General features: G+C 74.4%; 24 protein-coding genes and 1 pseudogene. 9 read left to right on the forward strand and 16 right to left on the reverse strand.

Features of this window, described 5'->3' with window-relative positions; genetic code table 11:
• Positions 1–2 precede the first annotated feature (2 nt).
• Entirely contained in the window at positions 3–956 is a 954-nt protein-coding gene (locus B085_RS0107345; protein WP_018557922.1) for a threonine/serine dehydratase, read from the forward strand.
• Between the two features lie 105 nt (positions 957–1061).
• On the opposite strand, the gene B085_RS0107350 is transcribed toward B085_RS0107345, so the two are convergent.
• From B085_RS0107350 to B085_RS48495, 6 genes and pseudogenes are all read right to left on the reverse strand, one after another.
• On the reverse strand, positions 1062–1724 hold the full coding sequence (locus tag B085_RS0107350) for a TetR/AcrR family transcriptional regulator (RefSeq protein WP_018557923.1): 663 nt from the start codon (positions 1722–1724) through the stop codon (positions 1062–1064).
• Between the two features lie 25 nt (positions 1725–1749).
• Entirely contained in the window at positions 1750–2853 is a 1104-nt protein-coding gene (locus tag B085_RS0107355; RefSeq protein WP_018557924.1) for a hypothetical protein, read from the reverse strand.
• A gap of 30 nt (positions 2854–2883) precedes the next feature.
• On the reverse strand, positions 2884–3378 hold the full coding sequence (locus B085_RS0107360; RefSeq protein ID WP_037731429.1) for a winged helix-turn-helix transcriptional regulator: 495 nt from the start codon (positions 3376–3378) through the stop codon (positions 2884–2886).
• Positions 3379–3471: 93 nt separating this feature from the next.
• Positions 3472–3831 (reverse strand): nuclear transport factor 2 family protein, encoded by a 360-nt coding sequence (locus tag B085_RS0107365; RefSeq protein ID WP_018557926.1) that lies wholly within the window; start codon positions 3829–3831, stop codon positions 3472–3474.
• Between the two features lie 38 nt (positions 3832–3869).
• Positions 3870–4655 carry an SDR family oxidoreductase gene (locus tag B085_RS0107370; RefSeq protein ID WP_018557927.1) on the reverse strand — a complete coding sequence of 262 codons (786 nt, stop codon included), beginning with the start codon at positions 4653–4655 and terminating at the stop codon, positions 3870–3872.
• A gap of 149 nt (positions 4656–4804) precedes the next feature.
• Positions 4805–4957 (reverse strand): annotated as a pseudogene (locus B085_RS48495) (IS982 family transposase); the annotation flags it as partial.
• Positions 4958–4967: 10 nt separating this feature from the next.
• Between B085_RS48495 and B085_RS50560 the strand changes: the two are divergent.
• From B085_RS50560 to B085_RS0107390, 3 genes are all read left to right on the forward strand, one after another.
• The gene (locus B085_RS50560) at positions 4968–5267 is read left to right on the forward strand and encodes a hypothetical protein (protein WP_234018506.1); all 300 of its coding nucleotides are present in this window, start codon (positions 4968–4970) and stop codon (positions 5265–5267) included.
• A 379-nt stretch (positions 5268–5646) separates the two neighbouring features.
• The gene (locus B085_RS51615) at positions 5647–5868 is read left to right on the forward strand and encodes a dual specificity protein phosphatase family protein (protein WP_018557930.1); all 222 of its coding nucleotides are present in this window, start codon (positions 5647–5649) and stop codon (positions 5866–5868) included.
• Positions 5869–6088: 220 nt separating this feature from the next.
• The gene (locus tag B085_RS0107390) at positions 6089–6595 is read left to right on the forward strand and encodes a hypothetical protein (protein ID WP_018557931.1); all 507 of its coding nucleotides are present in this window, start codon (positions 6089–6091) and stop codon (positions 6593–6595) included.
• Between the two features lie 213 nt (positions 6596–6808).
• Here B085_RS0107390 and B085_RS49180 read toward each other — a convergent pair whose 3' ends face one another.
• Together B085_RS49180 and B085_RS0107400 are read right to left on the reverse strand one after the other, a co-directional pair.
• Entirely contained in the window at positions 6809–6964 is a 156-nt protein-coding gene (locus B085_RS49180; protein ID WP_158689677.1) for a hypothetical protein, read from the reverse strand.
• Positions 6965–7061: 97 nt separating this feature from the next.
• A complete protein-coding gene (locus B085_RS0107400; RefSeq protein WP_018557933.1) occupies positions 7062–7568 on the reverse strand; it encodes a tetratricopeptide repeat protein in 507 nt (168 codons plus the stop codon).
• A 364-nt stretch (positions 7569–7932) separates the two neighbouring features.
• Between B085_RS0107400 and B085_RS0107405 the strand changes: the two genes are divergently transcribed.
• Positions 7933–8433, forward strand: a complete 501-nt coding sequence (locus tag B085_RS0107405; RefSeq protein WP_018557934.1) for a lamin tail domain-containing protein — start codon at positions 7933–7935, stop codon at positions 8431–8433.
• Between the two features lie 51 nt (positions 8434–8484).
• Here B085_RS0107405 and B085_RS0107410 read toward each other — a convergent pair whose 3' ends face one another.
• The 5 genes from B085_RS0107410 to B085_RS0107430 all read right to left on the reverse strand — a co-directional run bounded on the left by B085_RS0107410 (position 8485) and on the right by B085_RS0107430 (position 13636).
• The gene (locus tag B085_RS0107410) at positions 8485–9450 is read right to left on the reverse strand and encodes an RNA polymerase sigma factor (protein ID WP_018557935.1); all 966 of its coding nucleotides are present in this window, start codon (positions 9448–9450) and stop codon (positions 8485–8487) included.
• A gap of 145 nt (positions 9451–9595) precedes the next feature.
• Positions 9596–10369, reverse strand: a complete 774-nt coding sequence (locus B085_RS0107415) for a MerR family transcriptional regulator (RefSeq protein WP_018557936.1) — start codon at positions 10367–10369, stop codon at positions 9596–9598.
• Positions 10370–10416: 47 nt separating this feature from the next.
• Positions 10417–11076, reverse strand: coding sequence for a class I SAM-dependent methyltransferase (locus B085_RS0107420; protein WP_018557937.1), 660 nt, complete (start codon positions 11074–11076; stop codon positions 10417–10419).
• A 25-nt stretch (positions 11077–11101) separates the two neighbouring features.
• The gene (locus tag B085_RS0107425; protein WP_018557938.1) at positions 11102–11983 is read right to left on the reverse strand and encodes a diacylglycerol kinase family protein; all 882 of its coding nucleotides are present in this window, start codon (positions 11981–11983) and stop codon (positions 11102–11104) included.
• 60 nt (positions 11984–12043) lie between these two features.
• Entirely contained in the window at positions 12044–13636 is a 1593-nt protein-coding gene (locus B085_RS0107430) for an FAD-binding oxidoreductase (protein WP_018557939.1), read from the reverse strand.
• A gap of 71 nt (positions 13637–13707) precedes the next feature.
• Between B085_RS0107430 and B085_RS0107435 the strand changes: the two genes are divergently transcribed.
• Together B085_RS0107435 and B085_RS0107440 are read left to right on the forward strand one after the other, a co-directional pair.
• The gene (locus B085_RS0107435; RefSeq protein WP_026250767.1) at positions 13708–14307 is read left to right on the forward strand and encodes a TetR/AcrR family transcriptional regulator; all 600 of its coding nucleotides are present in this window, start codon (positions 13708–13710) and stop codon (positions 14305–14307) included.
• A 14-nt stretch (positions 14308–14321) separates the two neighbouring features.
• Positions 14322–15920 (forward strand): glycerol-3-phosphate dehydrogenase/oxidase, encoded by a 1599-nt coding sequence (locus tag B085_RS0107440; RefSeq protein WP_026250768.1) that lies wholly within the window; start codon positions 14322–14324, stop codon positions 15918–15920.
• Positions 15921–15934: 14 nt separating this feature from the next.
• Here the strand turns inward: B085_RS0107440 and B085_RS0107445 are convergent, their stop codons facing one another.
• Positions 15935–16558 carry a TetR/AcrR family transcriptional regulator gene (locus B085_RS0107445; RefSeq protein WP_018557942.1) on the reverse strand — a complete coding sequence of 208 codons (624 nt, stop codon included), beginning with the start codon at positions 16556–16558 and terminating at the stop codon, positions 15935–15937.
• Between the two features lie 132 nt (positions 16559–16690).
• On the opposite strand from B085_RS0107445, the gene B085_RS0107450 reads away from it, so the two are divergent.
• Positions 16691–17206: an ATP-binding protein gene (locus B085_RS0107450; protein ID WP_018557943.1), complete on the forward strand. Its 516-nt coding sequence runs from the start codon at positions 16691–16693 to the stop codon at positions 17204–17206.
• Positions 17207–17284: 78 nt separating this feature from the next.
• Positions 17285–18121 carry a thioesterase family protein gene (locus B085_RS0107455; protein WP_018557944.1) on the forward strand — a complete coding sequence of 279 codons (837 nt, stop codon included), beginning with the start codon at positions 17285–17287 and terminating at the stop codon, positions 18119–18121.
• Here B085_RS0107455 and B085_RS41640 read toward each other — a convergent pair.
• Together B085_RS41640 and B085_RS0107465 are read right to left on the reverse strand one after the other, a co-directional pair.
• Positions 18028–18423 carry a PAS domain-containing protein gene (locus B085_RS41640; protein WP_018557945.1) on the reverse strand — a complete coding sequence of 132 codons (396 nt, stop codon included), beginning with the start codon at positions 18421–18423 and terminating at the stop codon, positions 18028–18030. The two genes, B085_RS0107455 and B085_RS41640, sit on opposite strands and share 94 nt — an antisense overlap.
• A 43-nt stretch (positions 18424–18466) precedes the next feature.
• Positions 18467–19321: a serine hydrolase gene (locus tag B085_RS0107465; protein WP_026250769.1), complete on the reverse strand. Its 855-nt coding sequence runs from the start codon at positions 19319–19321 to the stop codon at positions 18467–18469.
• Positions 19322–19595 lie beyond the last annotated feature (274 nt).

Here is a 19595-nt window from a genome sequence, read left to right on the forward strand (position 1 = left end):
TCGTGACCATCACCCACGCCGACGTACGGTCCGCGGCCGCCCGCATCTCCGGGCACACCCGCCCCGTCACGCTCACCCCGGTGGACCCGGGGGCGTTCGGCGCCGCCGTACAGGGCTGGCTGGCGCTGGAGTCGATGCAGCACACAGGGTCGTTCAAGGCGCGCGGCGCGTTCAACTTCGTCCGGAGCCACGTCGAGCGGGACGCCATGCCCGAGTCCGGCGTGGTCATCGCCTCCGGCGGCAACGCGGGCCTGGCCTGCGCCTGGGCCGCGGCCCGGCACGGCGTGCCCGCCACGGTCTTCGTCCCCGAGACGGCGCCCGCGGTCAAGGTCGGGAAACTGCGCGAACTGGGCGCGGACGTGCGCCAGACCGGCAGCGAGTACGCCGAGGCCCTGGAGGCCTCGCAGAAGCACGCCGCCGAGTGCGGGGCGCTGGAGTCCCACGCCTACGACCATCCGCTCATCGCGGCCGGGGCGGGGACCTTGATGGAGGAGATCGTCACTGCGCTCCCCGGCCTGGACACCGTGGTCGTCGCGGTCGGTGGCGGCGGACTGTTCGCCGGAGTCGCGGCGTCCGCGCTGGAGCACGGAGTGCGGGTGGTGGCGGTGGAGCCCGAGGGATCGTGCGCGCTGCACGCGGCCGTCGCGGCCGGCGAGGTGGTGGACGTGCCCGTCCGCTCCGTCGCGGCCGACTCCCTGGGCGCGCGCCGGGCCTCACGCACGGCCCTGGAGTGGGCGCTGAGGGACGGCGTACGCTCCGTCCTCGTCCCCGACGAGGCGATCGTCGCGGCCCGCCGCACGCTGTGGGACCACCGGCGGCTCGCCGTCGAGCACGGCGCCGCGACGGCCCTCGCCGCCCTCACCTCCGGCGCCCACCGGCCCGCCCCCGGCGAGCGCGTCGCCGTCATCGTCTGCGGGGCGAACACGGATCCGTCCGACCTGGTGCGCGCCTCCTGAGGGCGCGACCGACGGAGCGTCAGGGCCCTGCCGCCCGGCGCCTCCGGGACCGAAAAGGTCTGCGCCCGAGCGTGGAACGGCACCTCGCGCCGCGGTCGCGCGCCGTCAGCGGCGACCGGCCGGAAGGTGCTCGGCCCGGGCGGCGTGGATGAGGGCACGCAGCGCCTCGTAGTAGACCCCGTGGTCGACCAGGACGGGGAGGACCGCGTTCATCGCCCCGGTCAGCGTGGGGAAGTCCTCGGGGTCGAGTGCGGCCAGGGCCGCACGGGCGGAGGCCACGGCCTTCTTCTCGTCCCGGTGGTCACCGAAGGCGACGGCGCCGAGGGTGAGCAGGTACAGCCTGCGGTAGACGCGGATGGCCGTGTCCGCGTCCATCCCCGCGGCGACGCTGTGCGCCATCTGCGGCTCGACGAGCCGGCCCAGCATCTGCGGCCCCAGCCAGGAGCGCCCGGCGCGCAGCGCCACCAGTCCCGGGTGCCGGCTGAGCAGGCGGTAGAGGCCGGTGAAGCGGGTCTCCGTCGCGGCGGCCCAGTCGCCCTCCGGGGGCACCAGCGGGAGTGACGCGGCGACGTGGTCGGCGCAGGCGCTCAGCAGCCCGTCGAAGTCACCGCAGCGCCGGAAGACGGTGGCGTGCGAGACGCCGAGGCGCTGGGCCACCGCACGGAAACTGAGCCCCGCGGGACCGTCCTCGTCGATGACGGCGAGTGCCGTCTTCGCGACGGCGTCCAGCGTCGGCTGCTCGGCGGCCGCCGCCTGCTTCCTGTTCACGCGTCACAGCCTACCGATCGGTAGGTCAGGCGGTGACGACGTCGAAGCGGACCTTGCCGCGCGGCTCCCCGTTGACCTGCAGTTCCAGGGCGTGCTCGCCGGGGTGGAAGACCCGGGTGCTGATCGGCTTGAACGAGCGCGTGCCGGTGTGCTCGCTGCGCTCCCCCGGCTGGAGGGTGCGGGTGGTCAGTTTGTAGACCTTGGGCGCCGTTGTGCCGTTCGCCTTGCGGTAGTGGACGACGTAGTCGACGACGAGGCGGAGCGGCCGGTCGCCGTGGTTCTCCAGGCCGAAGGCGAAGCGCAGTTCCCCGCCGACCGCGACGACGGGCCGGGACACGGACGGTCCTTCGACGGTCAGGCCCGTGGCCGGCTCGAATCCCAGAAGCGCCAGCGCTCCTCGGTCTCCGCGCTTGACCGCGGTGCGCAGCGCGTGGCGCACGACCCGGGGCGTGTGCGCGTCGGGGGCCGCCGACCACCCGCGGACCGTCTCGACGGCCAGGTCCACGCGGGCGTGGCTGATGTCGTTGACGTGGTTGGCGACGGACCTGCGGACGTACTCCGAGGGGTCCTTGTAGAGCTCGCCCACGATCGGCAGGGTGGCCTCGGGCCGGGCGAGGATCGCCGGAACGCGCACCGCCCACGGCAGGCGGGGGCGGGTTCCCTCACTGGCCAGGCGGCGTACGTGCTCGTCCGGGTGCCCGGTCCACCGGTGGACGACGGCGAGCGCCCGGTCGAGGTCGGCGTTGAGCATGCGGCGGATGGCGAACTCGGCGGTCAGGCGCGGCGTCAGGTCGGCCAGCAGGTGGAGCCCGTCCTCGAAGGCCGTGCCCTCGGACGTGCCGGAGGCCAGGGCGGCCACGGCCTCGGTGACCGGCCAGATCATCCAGCCGGTGAAGCGCGGGTCGGGCAGCGCGGCTCGTACGACGACCTCCAGGGCCGCCGGGTCCGCCGGGCCGGAGGCGAGCATCGCGTCCCGGACGAGGTCGCTGCGCTCGCGCAGCGCCAGGCCGTCCAGCGCCGGCAGGGTGTCGCGCACCGCGGCGGCCATCGGTGCCGGGCCGGCCGCCGCCAGGCAGTCGGCCAGTCCGGCGACGGCGGCTGGGCCGAGCAGTTCGTCCGCGGTGGGCACGGGGCCTGTTCCTCCGGTTCCTGTGGTGGGTCAGCCGCGGTCGCGGTCGGCGTAGCGGGCGCGCATGAGCTCGCTCGCGGCGGGGCCCGCCGCGTAGACGAAGGCCTCGCTGTCGTCGAGCCGCCGGCCCGTGGTGGCGTCGACCACGACCGGCTCGACCTCCTCGCCCGTCTCCGCGTCGACCAGGATCATGCTGCGCTGTTCCGGCGCGAGGCGGGAGTTGCCCCATGCGGCGAGGGCCACGACGACCGGGCGCAGTGAGCGGCCCAGGTCGGTCAGCAGGTACTCGTAGCGGGTCGGCTGGGTCTGGTAGGGCCGCCGTTCCAGCAGCCCGTCCGCGACGAGGGTCTTCAGACGGGTGGTGAGCATGCTCGACGAGATGCCGAGGTTCTCCTGGAACTGGTCGAAGCGGGTGTACCCGTCGAAGGCGTCGTGCAGGATGAGCAGCGCCCACCACTCGCCGACGTGCCCGACGGTCGTCGACAGCGGGCACTCACGGTCCTCCAGCCGGATGCGGCTCACCATCTCGACCACCTCCGTGCGATCGGTACCAGGCACTGCGAACGTTGTTACTTTCATGTTAGCAGCAACCCGGGCGCCGTCCGTCCGGCCCGGCGGTCAGACCTCGATGGCCAGTCGTGCGATGAGGCCATCGCGCAGGGTGAAGCGGTAGCGCAGGTCGACGGTGCCGCCGGGGAAGTCCCCCTCCAGGTGCTGGACGGCGACGTAGTGGCCGGCGTCGGCGCGCTCGGCGCCGGTCAGTTCCGTGGTGTAGGTGTACTCGCTCGCCACGCTCTCCAGCCATTCGCCGATCGCCGCCGTGCCGTGCCGCGTCGCGCCCTCGTCGGTCACGACCGCGTCGGCGGTGAACGCCGAGACGGCGGTGGCGGTGTCGCGGACGCGGTGGGCGGCCAGGTAGCGGGTGATTACCTCGGGCAGGTCAGTGGTGGGGATTGACTGCGGGCGGGTGGTGTTCATCGTGTCCTCCAACGGGTCGGTCGGGAAGTGGGGGCAGGTCAGAGAGTGGGGACGGTGCCGCCGTCGATGACGTGCTCGGCGCCGACGATGGCCGACGCGCGGTCGGAGACGAGGAAGGCCACCAACTCGGCCACCTCCTCGGGTTCGTTGGGGCGGCCGAGGGGGATGCCGCCGAGGGAGCCCATCAGGCGCCCGAGGGCGGCCTCGGTCGTGATGCCCGCCTCGCGGGCGATGCGGCCGACCAGGGCGTCGGCGGCCGCCGTCCGGACGAAGCCGGGCGAGACGGTGTTGACGCGGACGCCGTGCGGGGCGACCTCGTTGGCCAGCCCCTTGCTGTAGGTCGCCAGGGCGGCCTTGGCCGCGGCGTACGCGAGGGTGCCGTTCCACAGCGGCATCCGGCGCTGGATCGAGGTGACGTGGACGATGGCGCCCCGGCCGGAGCCGATCATTCCGGGGAGGAGGCCGCGGTCGAGGCGGACGGCGGCGAGGAGGTTGGTGTTCAGCTCCTTCGCCCAGTGCTCCTCGCCCAGTGCCGCGAACCCCCCGGCGGGTGCGTCGGAGTGACCGAGGTTGTTCACGAGGATGTCCACCCCGCCCACCCGGTCGGTGACCTCCCCGACGACTGCGGCGGCCCCCTCGGGGGTGGTCAGATCGGCCGCGACGAAGGTCTTCGGGTCGGCGTCCTCCGGCGCGTGCCGGGCCGTCACCAGGACGGTCGCACCGGCCTCGGCCAGTTTGCGGGCGACGGCCGCCCCGACTCCTTTGGTACCTCCGGTGACCAGGGCGCGACGGCCGGCAAGGGACTCCTTCGGGGCGATGCTCACGCTGCACTCCAGGGTTACTGCTAGAACAGAAGTTATGACTTCGACCTTAGCACCTAGTGGCGCCCCCACCCGTGTCGCTCGCCCCGCGTCGGGTGCGACGTGGCCGACGGCACGCAGGGGGCTGCCGCGGTGGAAGCGGGCCTGGCACGGATGGCCTGGCCGGTGTGGTGGTTGTGCCAGATCGCGGCGGTCAGGGCGAGGAGCCGCTGGAGGATGCGGACTGCCACGCCGCCGGGTGTGCGGTCGCCGTGCCCTTCCTGGTCGAGCCGGCCTTTGAGGGTGTCGTTGACCGACTCGATCAGGGAGACGCTGTTGCGCATGGTGCGGGGGCTGTCGGAACTGCGGGACCCGGCGGCGTTCCGGTCCTGGCTGGTGGGGATCACGATCCGGCAGGTCCGCGACCGTGAACGGGGCCGCGCCGTCGCGCGGCACCGCGGCGCGGGGTTGGAGGACGCCGAGCGGATACCGGACCCGGCCCTTGAGGCCCTGCCCTACGTGCAGCGCCACGCCTGGTTCGGCCTCGGCGCCGACCCGGCAGGACCCAGCAGCGGCCTGTTCACCGACGGCACGCACACGACCCTCGCGGGCCGGGCGTTCCAGGCGGCCGGCTGACCACGCGCAACTGAAGGCCGCGCCCGGCGACCGGGGGGGGTGGGTAGTCGCGGGGCGCGGCCGTACTGCTCGGGTTCCCGGGCGGGGCGGGTTCATGCAGCGGGCTCCGAAAAAGGGAACCTCGGCGCGGGCGAGGGCCGTTGGGAAAGCCGGAGGGGTGGGCCATGAGGACACGTCAGAGGGATCGTGAGGTCCATCATGAGGTCCCCGGGCCGGACATGGCGTGGAACGAGGCCGCGCCGGGGCTGTGGATGGGCGGGCACGACTGGACCGGCCCGCGGGGCGAGCCGCAACCGGCCGTGGTAGGTGACGGGTTCGGCCTCGTCGTCAGCTGTTCACACGCTCCGGGCACGGCCCGCCGCCCGGCGTGGAGCACATCGTGGCCGAGATCCCGGACGGCCCGCTCGCCCCGGGTCGGATCGAGGTGTTCCAGCGGCCCGCCCGCACGGTCGCCGGGTCCGTGCGGGACGGGCGCCGCACCCTGGTGCGCTGCCACTCCGGGTACAACCGGTCCGGGCTCGTCGTGGCGCAGGCGCTCGTGGAGAGCGGCCGCGAGGTGAGCGCCGCCGTCGCGCTCGTCCGGGAGCGGCGCTCACCCTGAGCGCTGAGCAACGGGACCTTCGTGGAGTACCTCACCGCGGACCTGGACGTGGCGCGCCTGCTGACGGGCCTGGAGCGCACAGCCGGATGACCGCCGCGCCCGCTCCCGGCTTCCGGTGGCGAGGCCCGCGGTACGGCGCCTTACTGGGAGGTATGCAGGCCACGACCCTTTCTCCTTCCACCCGGCGTGCCGGCACGCCTCCGCCCGGCCCGGTGATCCCGTGACGGCCCGCGACGGTTTCGGGCCCGCGCACGGGGTGCTGTGCGGGGCGGCCGCGGGCGCGGCGGGCACCACGGCGCTCAACACCGTGGGCTACCTGGACATGCTGCTGCGCGGCCGCGGCGCGAGCTCCGCACCGGCGACGACTGTCGAGCGGCTCTCCGAGACCGCACACGTGCCGATCCCCGGCGACGACGACGCCCGCCACAACCGCATCTCGTCCCTGGGCGCCCTCACCGGCATCGCGGCCGGGGCCGGCATGGGCGCGACGCTGGGCCTGGCCCTGGGCTGCGACTGGCGGCCGCCGACCGCCGTGCTGACGGCGACGGCGACCGTGGGCGCGCTGATCGGCACCAACGGCCCGATGACCGTGCTGCGCGTGACCGACCCGCGCACCTGGTCGCGCTCGGACTGGATCTCCGACATCGTGCCGCACGTGGCATACGCCCTGGTCACCACAGCCGTCCTCACCGGGCTCCGGGCGGGACGCGTACGTGTTCCGCGGTGAGCGCGAGCAGCGCGCTGAGGGCGGCGCCGGGCCGGCGCACCGCGGGGCTCCCGCCGCTCCGGGATCGGAGCCGGGCTGGTGGCCGCTGCGGCCCGGCGGGCGCGGGGGGGGGCGGGATGCGCGTGGCTGCACGTGGACTTCGAGGACGCGTTGCGGGGGTTCCACCTGGACGCCTGCGGGTTCGAGCCGACGGGGCGCGGGCCTCATCGCGCCTCAGCAGCCGGGGAAGAGGGCGTGGAGGTCGTCCAGGGTGACACCGCCGCGCGCGCTCACGCCGTCCTCGGGACGGTCGCGGCCGTACACCAGGGGAGCACGGCCTCGGCCGGTCAACGCGGCGCGGGCCGCCGCCCCGCGCGACGCGATCCGCACCACCCGCCCCACGTCGGCGGAGGTGGCCTTCGCCGACGTCCTGGTGGCGGTCGTCCGATCCGGCGGCCGGCGCGAGGGGGCGGGCCGGCCGCCGCGTTCACAAGGTCGCGTCGAGATCCTCGGCGTAGTACGCGACGGCGCCCCGGTAGCGAGCGATGTCGGGGTCGGTGCTGCTGTCCGCGAGCAGCGTCAGCAGGATCCGCATGGCCTCGCGGTGTCCGCCGGTGTTGTACAGGGCCATCGCGAGGAAGGTCCGCAGCGCGCCGTCGTGGGGGAAGTCGATGAGGGCCACGCGCAGCAGCCGGACCGCCTCGTCGTAGCGGCCGAGGATCCGGTAGGTGCTGCCCAGGCCCAGCAGCGCGCCGCGCCGGTCGTCCTCGGACAGCCCCGCCCCGCGCAGGGCCAGCTCGTAGAAGGGCACCGCCTCCGCCTCCAGGCCCAGCACGTCGTGCGCCCACGCCGCCTGGTAGGCCACCTGCGCGTCCCCCGGGAACCGCTCCGCGAGCGCGACCAGCTGCTGCCTGGCCGCCTCCGCCTCTCCACGTTCACGCAGCCCCACCGCGGCCGCCAGCAGTTCGTCCCGCCCCTGATCGTTCTCGTTCATGCGCACATCCTGGCAGCCCCGCGTCCCCCTCGTGCACGACACCGGCACAGTGACGACCTGGCGGTATGCGCACGTTGCCGACCGGTTTCCTCGCTTGCGAAGCCATGTTCCGGAAAGCCCGACTCCGGTTCACCTGAAGTGGTTTGATACCTCGCAGGACGTCGGCGGTGGAGCCGGCCGCCCGGCACGCGCGGGCGGGGGCGACGCGTGCCGCGCGCGTCGGCGGGGACCGGAACGCGTCCGCAGGACGGGACGCGTCCCGGAACGGCGAAACGTTCACCGGCGCACCCCGGCTCTGATGTAACGTCCTGCTTCCGCCGCGCGCATGACCCGCGCGCGGCCCGTTCCCACAGGGGGGAATCCCATGACCAAGCACGCCCGCATCGGGGTGGCCGCGTTCGCCGCGGCCTGTGCCACCGCCGTCCTCATACCGACCCAGGCGCACGCCGCCGAGTACAGCTCGGCCCTCAAGATCCGCGGGGCGCAGTACGACGCGCCCGGGCGGGACTCCAACAGCTGCTCCTCCGGCAACACCCGCGCGGAGTACCTGACGATCAAGAACTACTCGGCCTCGGCGACGGTCAACCTCAGGGGCTACGTCGTCAAGGACGCCACGGGCAACCGCTTCGCCTTCACCGCGAACCACTACCTCCAGCCCGGGGACTTCGTGAAGCTGCGCGGCGGCAACGGCACGGACTCGGACAAGAACAACGTGGTCTACCGCGACAACTGCAACTTCATGTGGAACAACGACCGCGACACGATCTACCTCTACAAGCCCTCCGGCAGCCGCTCGGACGTCCACGCGTACACCAAGCGCGGCTCCGACGCGGACGGCGACGGCTACATCCGCTTCCACAGCTGACGCGCCGCCACCCCCGCCCCGGACGCCCCCTCCGCGCCGGAACGGCCCTGCTCAGGCGGCCGCGGCGCCGGGGACGGGCACGGGGCGGGGGTGGTGCAGGCGCAGGCGGTGGACCCGGCCCGCGGAGTCATGGGTCATCAGCCAGGCGACGCTGGGCGGGCAGTGGTCGGGATTGTCCGGCGGATTGACGATGTCCATCTCCCAGACGGTCAGCGAGCGCCCGGCGACGGCGTGGACGAGGCGCTGGCGGATCCCGGCGGCCAGGTCGCAGTCCATACCGCGGATCAGCAGGTCCCGGTCACCCACCCGCTCCTTTCCGCTGAGCAGGGCGACCTCGGGGGACCAGCGTTCCCGCAGGAGGTCCGCGAAGTGCCCGCGCTCGGCCGCCGCGAGGGTCTCGTGGGCCTCGGTCCTGCTGGCCCTGGTGCGCCGGGCGGTGTCGTCGTGCGCGTCGTCAGCGGTGGCGGCGAGCGCCTGCGCGAGCTTCGCCCGCGCCTGGCTGAGCCGGCTGCGGACGGTGCCGACGGGCAGCCCGCAGGCCGAGGCGATCTGCTCGTACGAGCTGACGCCGGTGGTGAAGTGGCGCAGCACGAGCGGCAGCCGCAGCGCCGGGGAGAGCCGCTCGACAGCCTCCCAGATCCAGTCCCGCAACGCGTTGTCCTCCAGCCACCGCTCGGGGCCGGAGTCCGCCGCGCGCAGGACGAGGTCGTCGAGCGGCCCGGTCGGTACCGTCCCGCGCAGCAGCGAACGGGCGCCGTTGCGGACGACCATCCGCAGCCACGGCCCGACCGCGGCGGGGTCGCGGACGTCGCCCACGCGGCGCAGCGCCGTCAGGGCGGCGTCCTGCAGCACGTCGTCCACGTCGGGCCCCGGGCCCAGGATGCTCAGGGCGACGGCGCGCATGCCGGCCCGGTGACGTTCCAGGAGCAGGCCGAGCGCCGCGACGTCGCCGGCCTGCGCGGCCCGGGTGAGCGCCACGTCCTCGGCGCGTGCGTCCTCGGACCCGTTCAGGCTCATCGCGTCCTCTCCGCCGTCGTGCCTCTCCAGCGGATGCTACGGCGTCGGCGCGACGACCCGGAAACGCGTGGTCCGCGGGGCCGCGGCGACCCTCTCGGGCGCCGCGGCCCCGCCCGGCTCCCGGACGTCGCCGCCCAAACCGGGCCTAACCGGCCTCGCGGACCTCCGCCACGTAGCGCAGCAGGGCCCGCATCCGGTCCGGGGACCACGGCAGGTTCCGCGCGAGTTCCTCGCCGCGCTCGTCCCAGAGCCGCCGCGCGGCCGCCTTGGTCGCCTCACCGTCCTCCCCCGCCGCATGGAAGCGGCTGCCCAGGGCGTCCCATCGTGCGACCAGGTCCGCGGCCTCGGGGTCGTCGGCGGGGGTGCCCGCCTCGGCGTGGGACAGCAGCGCCTCGACGAGCCCGGTCCACTCGGACCTCGCGGCCTCGACACCCTCCGGGCCCATCCCGGCCCTGCGCGCGGCCAGTCGCTCCTGCTGTTCGGTGGTGAAGTGGGTCTCGAACACGGACATCGTCTCCAGGGTCGTCATGAATTGTTCGGGATCGGGCATCGACGCCCCGTCCATCCGCCCGAGGAGCCCGCGGAGCCGCGCGGTGAGCTGCTCGATCCGTCCGGCCTGCGCCTCCAGCGCGGACAGCTGGGCGGTCAGCAGCTCGCGCATGGACCCGAGGTCCTCCGCGGTGTCCGCGAGGACGCGCCGGATCTCGTCCAGCGGCAGCCCGAGCGCGCGCAGTGCCCGCACCCGGTAGAGCCGCCGTACGTCACGCGCGGTGTAGCGGCGGTGTCCGGAGGCGGTGCGTGCGCTCACACCGAGCAGGCCTGTCTCGTCGTAGTGGCGCAGCGTGCGGACGGTCGTCCCGGTGGCACGGGCCACCTCGCCGATGCTCCACAGACGCCTGTCGTCGTCGTTCCCGATCACGCGGACAACGCTATGACCTCCCGTTACGGCCGATTCAAGCCCGCCGCTCAGGGGCGTTCGGGTTTCCGCGCGAGGAGCGTGGCCACGGGGCGCTTGGCACCCGCGGCGGGCTCCTGCACCAGTCGTGCCGTGACGGTGAGGCCGGACTCCTCGATCAGCGCGGCGATCCGCGGGGCCGGGAGCAGGTGCAGACCGTAGGAGACCGGATGGCCGCCGTAGGCGTGCTCCGGATGGACGTGCTCGTCGTCGCCGGCCCAGCCGGCCAGCATCAGGTGGCCGCCGGGTGCCAGGACGCGGTGGACCTCGGCGAAGACGACGGGCAGCAGCTCGGGCGGCGTGTGGTGGGTCGAGTAGTAGGCGAGGGCGCCGCCGAGTTCGCCGTCGCCGATGTCGAGCGCGGTCATGGAGCCGACCGTGAAGCGCAGGTGCGGGTGGGCCTCCCGGGCCAGCTCGACCATCCGCGGCGACAGGTCGACCCCGTACGCGGGCACGCCCAGGGCGGCGAGGTGCGCCGTCACGTACCCCGGGCCGCATCCCAGGTCCGCCACCGGGCCCCGGTCGGCGGTGCGGACGGTCTCGGCGAAGGCGGCCAGCATGGCGCGGGAGAGCGGGTCGAGTCCGTCCGGCCTGCTGACCTTGGCGGCGTAGTCGGCGGCGACGGTGTCGTACGACTCACGGACCGCGGCGAGATAGGCGTGTTCGGGCACCGTGCGAGGCTACCGGCCGCAAGGGTCAGCACAGCACCCGGAGGGCTCCCGGCCGGATCCGCGCGGTGACCGGGAGGGCGGCCTCCACCTCGCCGTCCGCGCCGTACGGGACCGCTCGGTCGGCCTCGATGCGGATCTCCTTACCACGCACGATCTCGACCTGGGGGCGCGCTGTGTGCGCCCCGGTCTTGAGCTCGTTCATCAGCGCGAAGAAGAGGCGGCGCGGCGCGTCGTGGATCATGACGACGTCGAGCAGCCCGTCGTCGACCCGCGCGCCGGGCGCGATGGCCCGGCCGGAGCCGTAGTAGCCGGAGTTGGCGGCGACCACGGTGTAGCCGCGGCGTTCGTGGACGACGCCGTCGACGGTGACGCGGTAGGCGGCGGCGCGCCAGCCGGCCACCGCCCGCAGGCCGCCCGCGTAGTAGGAGGCCGGACCGCGCAGCAGCCGGGCGGTGTTGGCGTGGTGGTTGGCGACCGCGTCGACGCCGGCGTAGACGCTGCCGAGGACGACGGCACGGTCGTGGACCGCCGACTCGACCTCGATGGTGTCGACGGCGCGCGGCTCGCTCCGCAGCAGTATCCGGGCGAGTTCGGCGGGCCCGGAGGGAAGGCCGAGGGCGCGCGCGAAGTCGTTGCCGCGGCCGGCCGGGACGAGGCCGAGGACGGCGCCGGTGCCACTGAGGGCGCCGCCGATGCCGCCCACGATGCCGTCGCCGCCGACGGCGAGGACGACGTGGCCGCGCTCTCCGGCCCGGCGTGCCAGGTCCTGCGCGTGCCGGAGGCTGTCGCTGTAGGCCGTCTCCAGTTCCGCGCCCGCCTCCCGGAGCAGTCTCGCCAGTGGGAGAAGGGCTGCCGCCCCGGTCAAGCCCCCGGCGGTGGGGTTGACGACGGCCGTGAACTGTCGCATGTGGCGTGCCTCCGGGGCGGGGACGGCGGAACGGCGGGCGGGTGTCGGGCCGGCCTGCGGTCAGCGGGCGGGCAGCAGGATGCCGGGGTTGAGGAGCCCGTCGGGGTCGAGCGCGTCCTTGACGGCGCGCAGGGCCTCGATGCCGAGCGGGCCGGCCTCCCGGACGTACCAGTCGCGGTGGTCGGTGCCCACGCCGTGGTGGTGGGTGATGGTGCCGCCCGCGGCGAGGATGGCCTCGTTGGCGGCCGCCTTGGCGGGGGTCCAGTGCGCCACGGGGTCCTCGCCCTGCGCCGAGACGACGGTGAAGTAGAGCGAGGCGCCGTTCTCGTAGACGTGCGAGATGTGGCACATCACCAGCGGCGGGGTGCCGGCCGCCGCCAGCGTCGTGGTGAGGGCCTCGCGCACCGAGTCGTACAGCTCCGCGATCCGGGACCAGAAACCGGCGGTCTCCAGGGTCTCGGCGAAGGCGCCCGCGTCGAGGAGCGAATCCCGCAGGTAGGGGGCGGAGAAGCGGCCGTGCGCCCAGCGCTCGCCGGGCTCCTCGCCCAGGTACTCGCCGCCGCACTCACGCAGTACCGCCGCGGCCTGCTCCCGGCGCAGTGCGGTGTCCCGCGCGGTGCCCTCGTAGCCGGCGATCGCCGTGCACCCGGCGGACGCCGCCCCTTGCGAGCCGATGGCGTCGGGCTGGGCGAGGCCGACCATCGTCTCGGTCTCGTCGGACAGGCGGAGCACCGTCGGGCGGGGCCCGTCCTGGGCGAGCCGGCGCAGGGCCGCGGCGCCCTCGGCGAAGGATGCGAAGCGCCAGCCCTCGTAGACCTTGACCTGGGGGATCGGGCGGATCCGCACCGTCACGGAGGTGATGACGCCCAGAGCGCCCTCGGAGCCGAGGACGAGCTGGCGCAGGTCGGGGCCGGCCGCGGAGCGGGGGGCCCGCCCGGCGTCGAGGGTGCCCTGCGGGGTGGCGACGGTCAGGCCCAGCACCATCTCGTCGAAGCGGCCGTAGCCCGCGGAGGCCTGGCCGCTGGAGCGGGCGGCGGCGAATCCGCCGATGGTGGCCCACTCGTAGGACTGGGGGAAGTGGCCCAGGGTGAAGCCCTGTTCGGCCAGGAGTGCCTCGGCCTCGGGGGCGCGCAGCCCCGGTTGGAGGATCGCGGTTCGGGAGACGGCGTCCAGGGACAGCAGCCGGTTCATGCGGCGCAGGTCCAGCGCGACGAAGGGGCGCCGCCCCTGCGGGGCGAGTCCGCCGACGACGGAGGTGCCGCCGCCGAAGGGGACGACGGCGAGGCCGTGTTCGGCGCAGACCGCGAGGACCGCCAGGACCTCGTCGTGGCCGGCGGGCAGCACGACGGCCGCCGGAAGGTCGTCGACGTCGCCGGCGCGGATGCGCAGCAGGTCGGGGGTGGACTTGCCGCGCGTGTGGCGGATCCGGGACTCGGCGTCCGTGCGCACGTGGACCGGGTCGCCCACGCAGTCGACGAGGTCCTGCCGGGCCTCTTCGGCGAGCGGGGACCCGGGTACGGCGATGTCCTCCAGTGCGATGGTCTCCGCGCCTCGGGGCTTGACGCCCAGCAGGTCGCGCAGCAGGCCGATCACGGTGTCGGGCAGCGGGGCCGCTTCGGCCGGGTCGCCCCAGCCGCTCCACAACATGTTCACGGGCTCGTCCTCACCGGTCGATCTGGAGTGCCGTCTTCTGCGGGCCCTCACTGGGCGTTACACTGTGACACATGGCGCCTATTCGTCACAACACCTCGGACAGCGATCCGGTGCTCGACGCGGTCCGCGACTGCGTCCTGGCCGTCGGCGTCCGCCGCACGACGCTGACCGACGTGGCCCGCCGCGCCGGCGTCTCCCGTATGACGCTCTACCGGCGGTGGCCCGACGTGCGCACGCTCGTCGGCGACCTGATGACCCGTGAGTGGGTCTCGGTCGCGGTGCAGGCGATGCCCGAGCGGCACGGGGGCACCCCCATCCGGACACACATGGTCGAGGGGCTGGTGGCGGGCGTGCGTGCCTTCCGCCGCCATCCGCTGTTCGTCAAGATCCTCGACGTCGACCCCGAACTGCTGCTCCCCTATGTGCTGGACCGCCGTGGGGCGAGCCAGGACGCACTGCTGGAGCTCATCGCCGGCGCCCTGGAGGAGGGCCACGCGGACGGCTCGGTCCGCGCCGGCCACGCCGTCCGGCAGGCCCGCTCCGTGCTCTTGGTCGTCCAGTCGTTCACCCTCTCGCTGCGCACCATGACCGACGAGGAGGACCCCGATCTGACCTCCGCGGCCTTCCTCGGGGAGCTGCGGGACATCCTGGAGAGGACCCTCGCCCCATGAGCCCGATGAGTCCCATGCACCCCTCAAGCCCCTCAAGCCCCTCAAGCCCCACGAGCCCCGTCGGCCTTTCGGGCCCCGCGCCCGCGTCCTCGCTCACCGCGGCGCGGCGCGCCCGCGAGCTGGCGGGACTCGCCGCCGGCGAGCAGGTGGACGTCCTGGTCGTCGGCCTCGGCGCCACCGGAGCGGGCGCGGCTCTCGACGCGGCGTCCCGCGGGCTGTCGGTCGCCGCGATCGACGCCCACGACCTGGCCTTCGGCACCTCCCGGTGGAGCTCCAAGCTGATCCACGGCGGCCTGCGCTACCTGGCCTCGGGTCAGTTGGACGTCGCGTACGAGAGCGCGGTGGAGCGCGGCGCGCTGATGGAGCGCACCGCCCCCCATCTCGTCCGCGCGCAGCCCTTCGTGCTGCCGCTGACCCCGCTGGTCTCCCGCGGCCAGGCCGCGCTGGCCTGGTCCGGATTCCGGGCCGGCGACGCGCTGCGCCTGTCGGCCCGGACGGCGCGGGCCACGCTCCCGGCACCGCGCCGGCTGTCCACGGTGGAGACCCGTCATCTCGCGCCCGCCCTCCGCACGGCGGGGCTGCGCGGCGGCCTGCTGTCCTGGGACGGGCAACTCGCCGACGACGCCCGCCTGGTGACCGCGATCGCCCGGACCGCCGCGGCGCACGGGGCGCGTGTCCTGACGCGGGTGCGCGCGGTCTCGCTCGACGGCTCGGGAGCCGTCGTACGCGACGAGCTGACCGGCGAGGAGCACACGATCCGGGCCCGCGCGGTCGTCAACGCCTCCGGCGTGTGGGCGGGCGGCCTGGTCGACGGCGTACGGCTGCGGCCGTCCCGGGGCACGCACCTGGTCCTGCGCTCCGACGGCCTCGGCGACCTGCCCGCAGGGCTGCACATACCGGTCCCCGGTCAGTCCAACCGCTTTGTGCTCGTGCTGCCGCAGGGCGACGGCAGGGTGTACGTCGGGCTGACCGACGAGCCGGTCGACGGTGCCGTCCCCGACGTGCCCGAGGTGCCCGAGACGGACATCGGCTTCCTGCTCGACGTCCTCGGCACGGCGCTCGACGTCCCCGTCCACCGGGGCGACGTGGTGGGGGCGTTCGCCGGGCTGCGCCCTCTGCTCGACACCTCCGCCGACGGCTCGGGGAGCACCGCCGACATCTCGCGCAAGCACGCGGTGCTCACCTCCGCCGAGGGGGTGGTGACGGTCGTCGGCGGCAAGCTCACCACCTACCGCCGCATGGCCCAGGACGCCGTCGACGCGGCCGTCGCGTCCCGCGGGCTCGGCGCCGGCCCCTGCCGAACCATGTCGCTGCCGCTCGTGGGCGCCGCGGCGCCGCACCTGCTCAGCGGCCTGAAGGCCCCGCGCCGCCTGGTGCAGCGCTACGGCACCGAGGCCCCCGCCGTGCACGCCCTCGGTGCCGCCGACCCCGCCCTGCGGGAGCCGGTCGTCCCCGGCCACCCCGTCACGCGCGCCGAACTGGTGTGGGCCGTACGTCACGAGGGGGCGCTCGACACCGGCGACCTGCTCGACCGGAGGACCCGCGTCGGGCTCGTCCCGGCCGACCGCGAGGCGGCGCTGAAGGCGGCCGAGGAGGCGCTGGCCGGGGCGTGACACCCGGTCCCGGATCAGGTCGCCGCCGGCCCGGGGGTGCGGTCGCCGGCGCGCCAGCCGGCTTCGAGGCGGTCGAGGAGCGTGCGGAACGCGGCGTCCACGCGCTCCTCGTCGCCGTCGGCGAGGAACCCGACGAGCATGCCGAAGGCGGCGTCCACCAGGACGCGCGCCTCGATGCGGGCGCGTTCCCCGCCCATGCCGAGGCCCTCGAAGACGGGGACGACGAGATCGGTCCACTCGGTGATCAGGCCGCCCAGATAGGGGCCGTGCTCCTCGGGCCGCAACATGGAGGAGGCCATCAGCTGGAAGTACAGCGGCAGCAGCGCACGCCGCTCGGGGCCGCGGACCTCCTGCCACAGCGCCTCCGCCAGGCGCCGCATGCCCGACGCGTCCCTGGGTGCGCCGACGGCGTCGACGACCTTGCGGAAACGCAGGATCGGGCGGTCGGCGTCCAGCGCGAGCGCCTCCGAGACCAGGCGTTCCTTGCTGCCGAAGTAGTAGAGGAGCATCCGGTCGCTGGTGCCCAGGGCCTTGGCCATCGGCCGCAGGGACAGATCCGCCAGGCCGTGTGCGACCACGTACCCCCGCACGCGGTCGAGGAGTTCGCGCCGTTTGGCGGGATCGGCCCGTCGCGGCATCACAGTCCCCCAATTGACCGATTCATGTGGATTGCCTTTTCTTTACCGTAGCACCCGCTACATGTACATTCGATAGATGTAGCGGGTGCTACGGGAGCGATCGTCCGGCTCCGCGCCCCGGCAGCGAAGGGAATGATCACCATGGCCACCCAGGCCGTCGGCACAGACGAGGCGCACTCCCCCCCGTCCTGGCTCGCCAGGCAGTTCAGACTGTGGTCCCGCACCCTGGAGCCCGTACGCCCCTTGCACGCTCCGGCCGGACGCACCACCGCCCGGCACTCCTCCTGGCCCCTGGCGCACGAGCTGACCTCCGTCGGCCGCGCCCGCAGGATGGTCACGGCCCAGGCGGCCGGCTGGGGTCTCGGCGATCTCGCCGACACCCTGGAACTCCTGGTCAGCGAGCTGGTCACCAACGCCCTGCGGCACGCGCGCGGGCCGGTCCGGCTGAACCTGCGCGTCCGGGACGCCTTCCTGCGGTGCGAGGTCGAGGACATCAGCTCCCGCGCCCCCGTCCGACGCGTCGCCGACGGCGAGGCGGAGGGCGGACGCGGCATGGAGATCCTCGCCCTGCTCAGCGACGCCTGGGGCACCGACCGGACGGCGACCGGCAAGACGACGTGGTTCGAGCTCACGGTGCCCGCGGCCTGACGGACCGGCCCGCCCCGGTGACACGGCACCTACTCGCCAGTAGCCTCGATTCCGTCGTCAGCGGGCGGGAGAACAGCGGTGAGCGTGCCGGACCACAGTGATGTCGAGGCGTTCTACGAGCGGGTGGCGGACGATCGCTTCGTCCCGACCCCCCGCACACGCGGCCCCTGGGACGCCGCGAGCCAGCACGCCGGGCCGCCCGCGGCCCTGCTCGGGCGCGCGGTGCGGACGCGTCCGGGCGCCCGCGAGGACATGCGCCTGGTACGGATCACCTTCGAGATCCACAGCCCGGTACCGCTGGCACCGCTCACCGTGACCACCCGCGTCCTGCGCGAGGGCCGCAGCGTGGAACTGGTCGAGGCTTCCCTGGCCCCGGACGGCGGCGCGGAGATCATGCGGGCGCGGGCCGTGCGCATCCGCGTCGCGCCCGGCACCGTACCCGCCGCGGACCGCGGTGGCGAACCCGGTGCCGCAGCCCCCGAGCCCGCCCCTCCCGGCCCCGGACAGGCCCGCCCCGAGCCGTTCTTCCCCGTGCCGTGGGACACCGGTTACCACACGGCCATGGAGACCCGCTTCACCTCCGGTTCCTTCCTCGACCGCGGGCCCGCCACCTGCTGGCTGCGGATGCGCGTCCCGCTCGTCGCGGGAGAGAAGACCGCTCCCCTGGACCGCGTGCTGGTCGCCGCGGACTCCGGCAACGGTGTGAGCAACGTGCTGGACTTCGCCACGCACCTCTTCGTGAACCCCGATCTGACCGTCCACCTCCACCGCCACCCCGCGGGCGAGTGGGTCTGCCTCGACGCCCGCACCACCGTCGACCCCTACGGGGTGGGCATGGCCGAGACCGCCCTGCACGACGAGCGGGGTCCCATCGGGCGCGGTGTGCAGAGCCTGTTCGTCGCCCCGCGCCGCTGAGCCGTGGCGGGGCGGTCGCGGCGACTGACGACGGAGGAGAGCCTGCGCCCGTCGGCGAGCGGCTTCTCGTACGGGCCGTAGACGTCGTGCGCGGACGGGTCCAGTCCGTCGAGCTCGCCCAGCAGCGAGGGGTCGCCCGCGGTACGCCGTGTCATCGGGTTCCAGATTCCCAGCACGCGGTCGTCGGCCACGTCGTGCAGGACCACCTCGGCGTACGGGCTCGGCAGCAGGGCCACGGCCTGGCACACCGGTGCCCACTGCCGCACCGGGGGGTCGCTCTCGTCGACTCGCGCCTTCTCCATGACTGGACCGCAAGTCCAGCCTGGACGAAAAGTACAGCCCTGTCTAAGCCGCGTCGAGGTCCCGGTGGATCGCGCGGGAGACGGCCTGGATGGTGGCGATGCCGGAGGCCATCGTCTTGTCGCCGTCGGTGAGGACGGTGATGGTGTAGTCGTGCCCGCCGCCGGTGAACGCACCCAGGCTGTGCACACGCCAGCCGTGGGTCGCGCGGGAGAGCCAGCCGTTCTTGACGTGCACGACCGCGGAGCCCGGGGCGCCCGCGGGGGTGCCCCAGCGCTGGGAGGGGACGACCTCGCCCATCAGCTTGAGGGCGTAGGCGCGCGCGTTGTCGCCGAGCACGGCGTTCGGACTCGTGAGCAGGTCCATCAGCTTCTGCTCGTCCCCGGCGGTGATCTGGGTGAGCCCCCAGGCCCCGGCGCCGCCCGGCGTGGTGTGGTTCATCCCGGCCGCGGCCAGGAAGTCGCCGACCTCGGCGACGCCGAGCTGCTTCCACAGCGCGGTCGTCGCGTCGTTGTCCGACTTCGTGATCATGGCGGTGGCGAGTCCGGCCTCGCGGGAGGTGAGGTGCCGGTGGTGCTGCTGCGCGTCCCGCAGGAGGGTCGCCAGGACGGTGACCTTGACCGTGCTGGCGGAGTCGAAGTGCTGGTCCGCGCGCAGCGCGCACGCCGTCCCGGTGGTCCGGTCGTGCAGGGAGACGGCGGTACGGGCGGTGCCGCCCGCCAGCGCCTTCGTGATGTCCCGCTGGAGTTCCGCGGCCAGGCCCGGAGCCGCGGAGGCGCAGCTCACCTCGGGCGTCGCTGAGGCCGCCTCCGCCGTCGCGGCTCCCGCGGCCACGGGGACCGCCACGCCCGCGACGACCGCGGCCGCCACGGCTCGCCGGGATATTCGCGTATGACCCATGTCACTCCGTCCGTCGGGTTGCTTCAGGCCGGGCCGACTGCCCAGTGTGGGCGGACGGTTGGACAGAGCGGGATGTGATGTCGGCAACGTCCGGCCGGGACGGCGACGGCTGCGGCGGGCCCGCCGCGACAAGGTCTCCGGCCGGCCGGAGGGTTCACCGCCGCGGCCCCCGGGGGCGGGCTCGCGGCCGCGGCGGGAGGCCGTTCCACGAGGCCGTCACGGTGTTCCCCCTGCCGCGAGTCCCCCCGTTCCGCTAATTGTTGACGGTCCGTCA

The sequence above is a fragment of the Streptomyces sp. BoleA5 genome, assembly GCF_000373665.1.
Classification (GTDB): domain Bacteria; phylum Actinomycetota; class Actinomycetes; order Streptomycetales; family Streptomycetaceae; genus Actinacidiphila.

Excerpts from the sequence above, each read along its gene's own strand:
- B085_RS0107360 (WP_037731429.1), bottom strand. The coding sequence starts at position 3,378 with ATGGTGAGCCGCATCCGGCTGGAGGACCGTGAGTGCCCGCTGTCGACG.
- B085_RS0107365 (WP_018557926.1), bottom strand. The coding sequence starts at position 3,831 with ATGAACACCACCCGCCCGCAGTCAATCCCCACCACTGACCTGCCCGAG.
- B085_RS0107400 (WP_018557933.1), bottom strand. The coding sequence starts at position 7,568 with ATGAACGAGAACGATCAGGGGCGGGACGAACTGCTGGCGGCCGCGGTG.
- B085_RS0107405 (WP_018557934.1), top strand. The coding sequence starts at position 7,933 with ATGACCAAGCACGCCCGCATCGGGGTGGCCGCGTTCGCCGCGGCCTGT.
- B085_RS0107410 (WP_018557935.1), bottom strand. The coding sequence starts at position 9,450 with ATGAGCCTGAACGGGTCCGAGGACGCACGCGCCGAGGACGTGGCGCTC.
- B085_RS0107425 (WP_018557938.1), bottom strand. The coding sequence starts at position 11,983 with ATGCGACAGTTCACGGCCGTCGTCAACCCCACCGCCGGGGGCTTGACC.
- B085_RS0107435 (WP_026250767.1), top strand. The coding sequence starts at position 13,708 with ATGGCGCCTATTCGTCACAACACCTCGGACAGCGATCCGGTGCTCGAC.
- B085_RS0107440 (WP_026250768.1), top strand. The coding sequence starts at position 14,322 with ATGCACCCCTCAAGCCCCTCAAGCCCCTCAAGCCCCACGAGCCCCGTC.
- B085_RS0107445 (WP_018557942.1), bottom strand. The coding sequence starts at position 16,558 with ATGCCGCGACGGGCCGATCCCGCCAAACGGCGCGAACTCCTCGACCGC.
- B085_RS0107450 (WP_018557943.1), top strand. The coding sequence starts at position 16,691 with ATGATCACCATGGCCACCCAGGCCGTCGGCACAGACGAGGCGCACTCC.
- B085_RS41640 (WP_018557945.1), bottom strand. The coding sequence starts at position 18,423 with ATGGAGAAGGCGCGAGTCGACGAGAGCGACCCCCCGGTGCGGCAGTGG.
- B085_RS0107465 (WP_026250769.1), bottom strand. The coding sequence starts at position 19,321 with ATGGGTCATACGCGAATATCCCGGCGAGCCGTGGCGGCCGCGGTCGTC.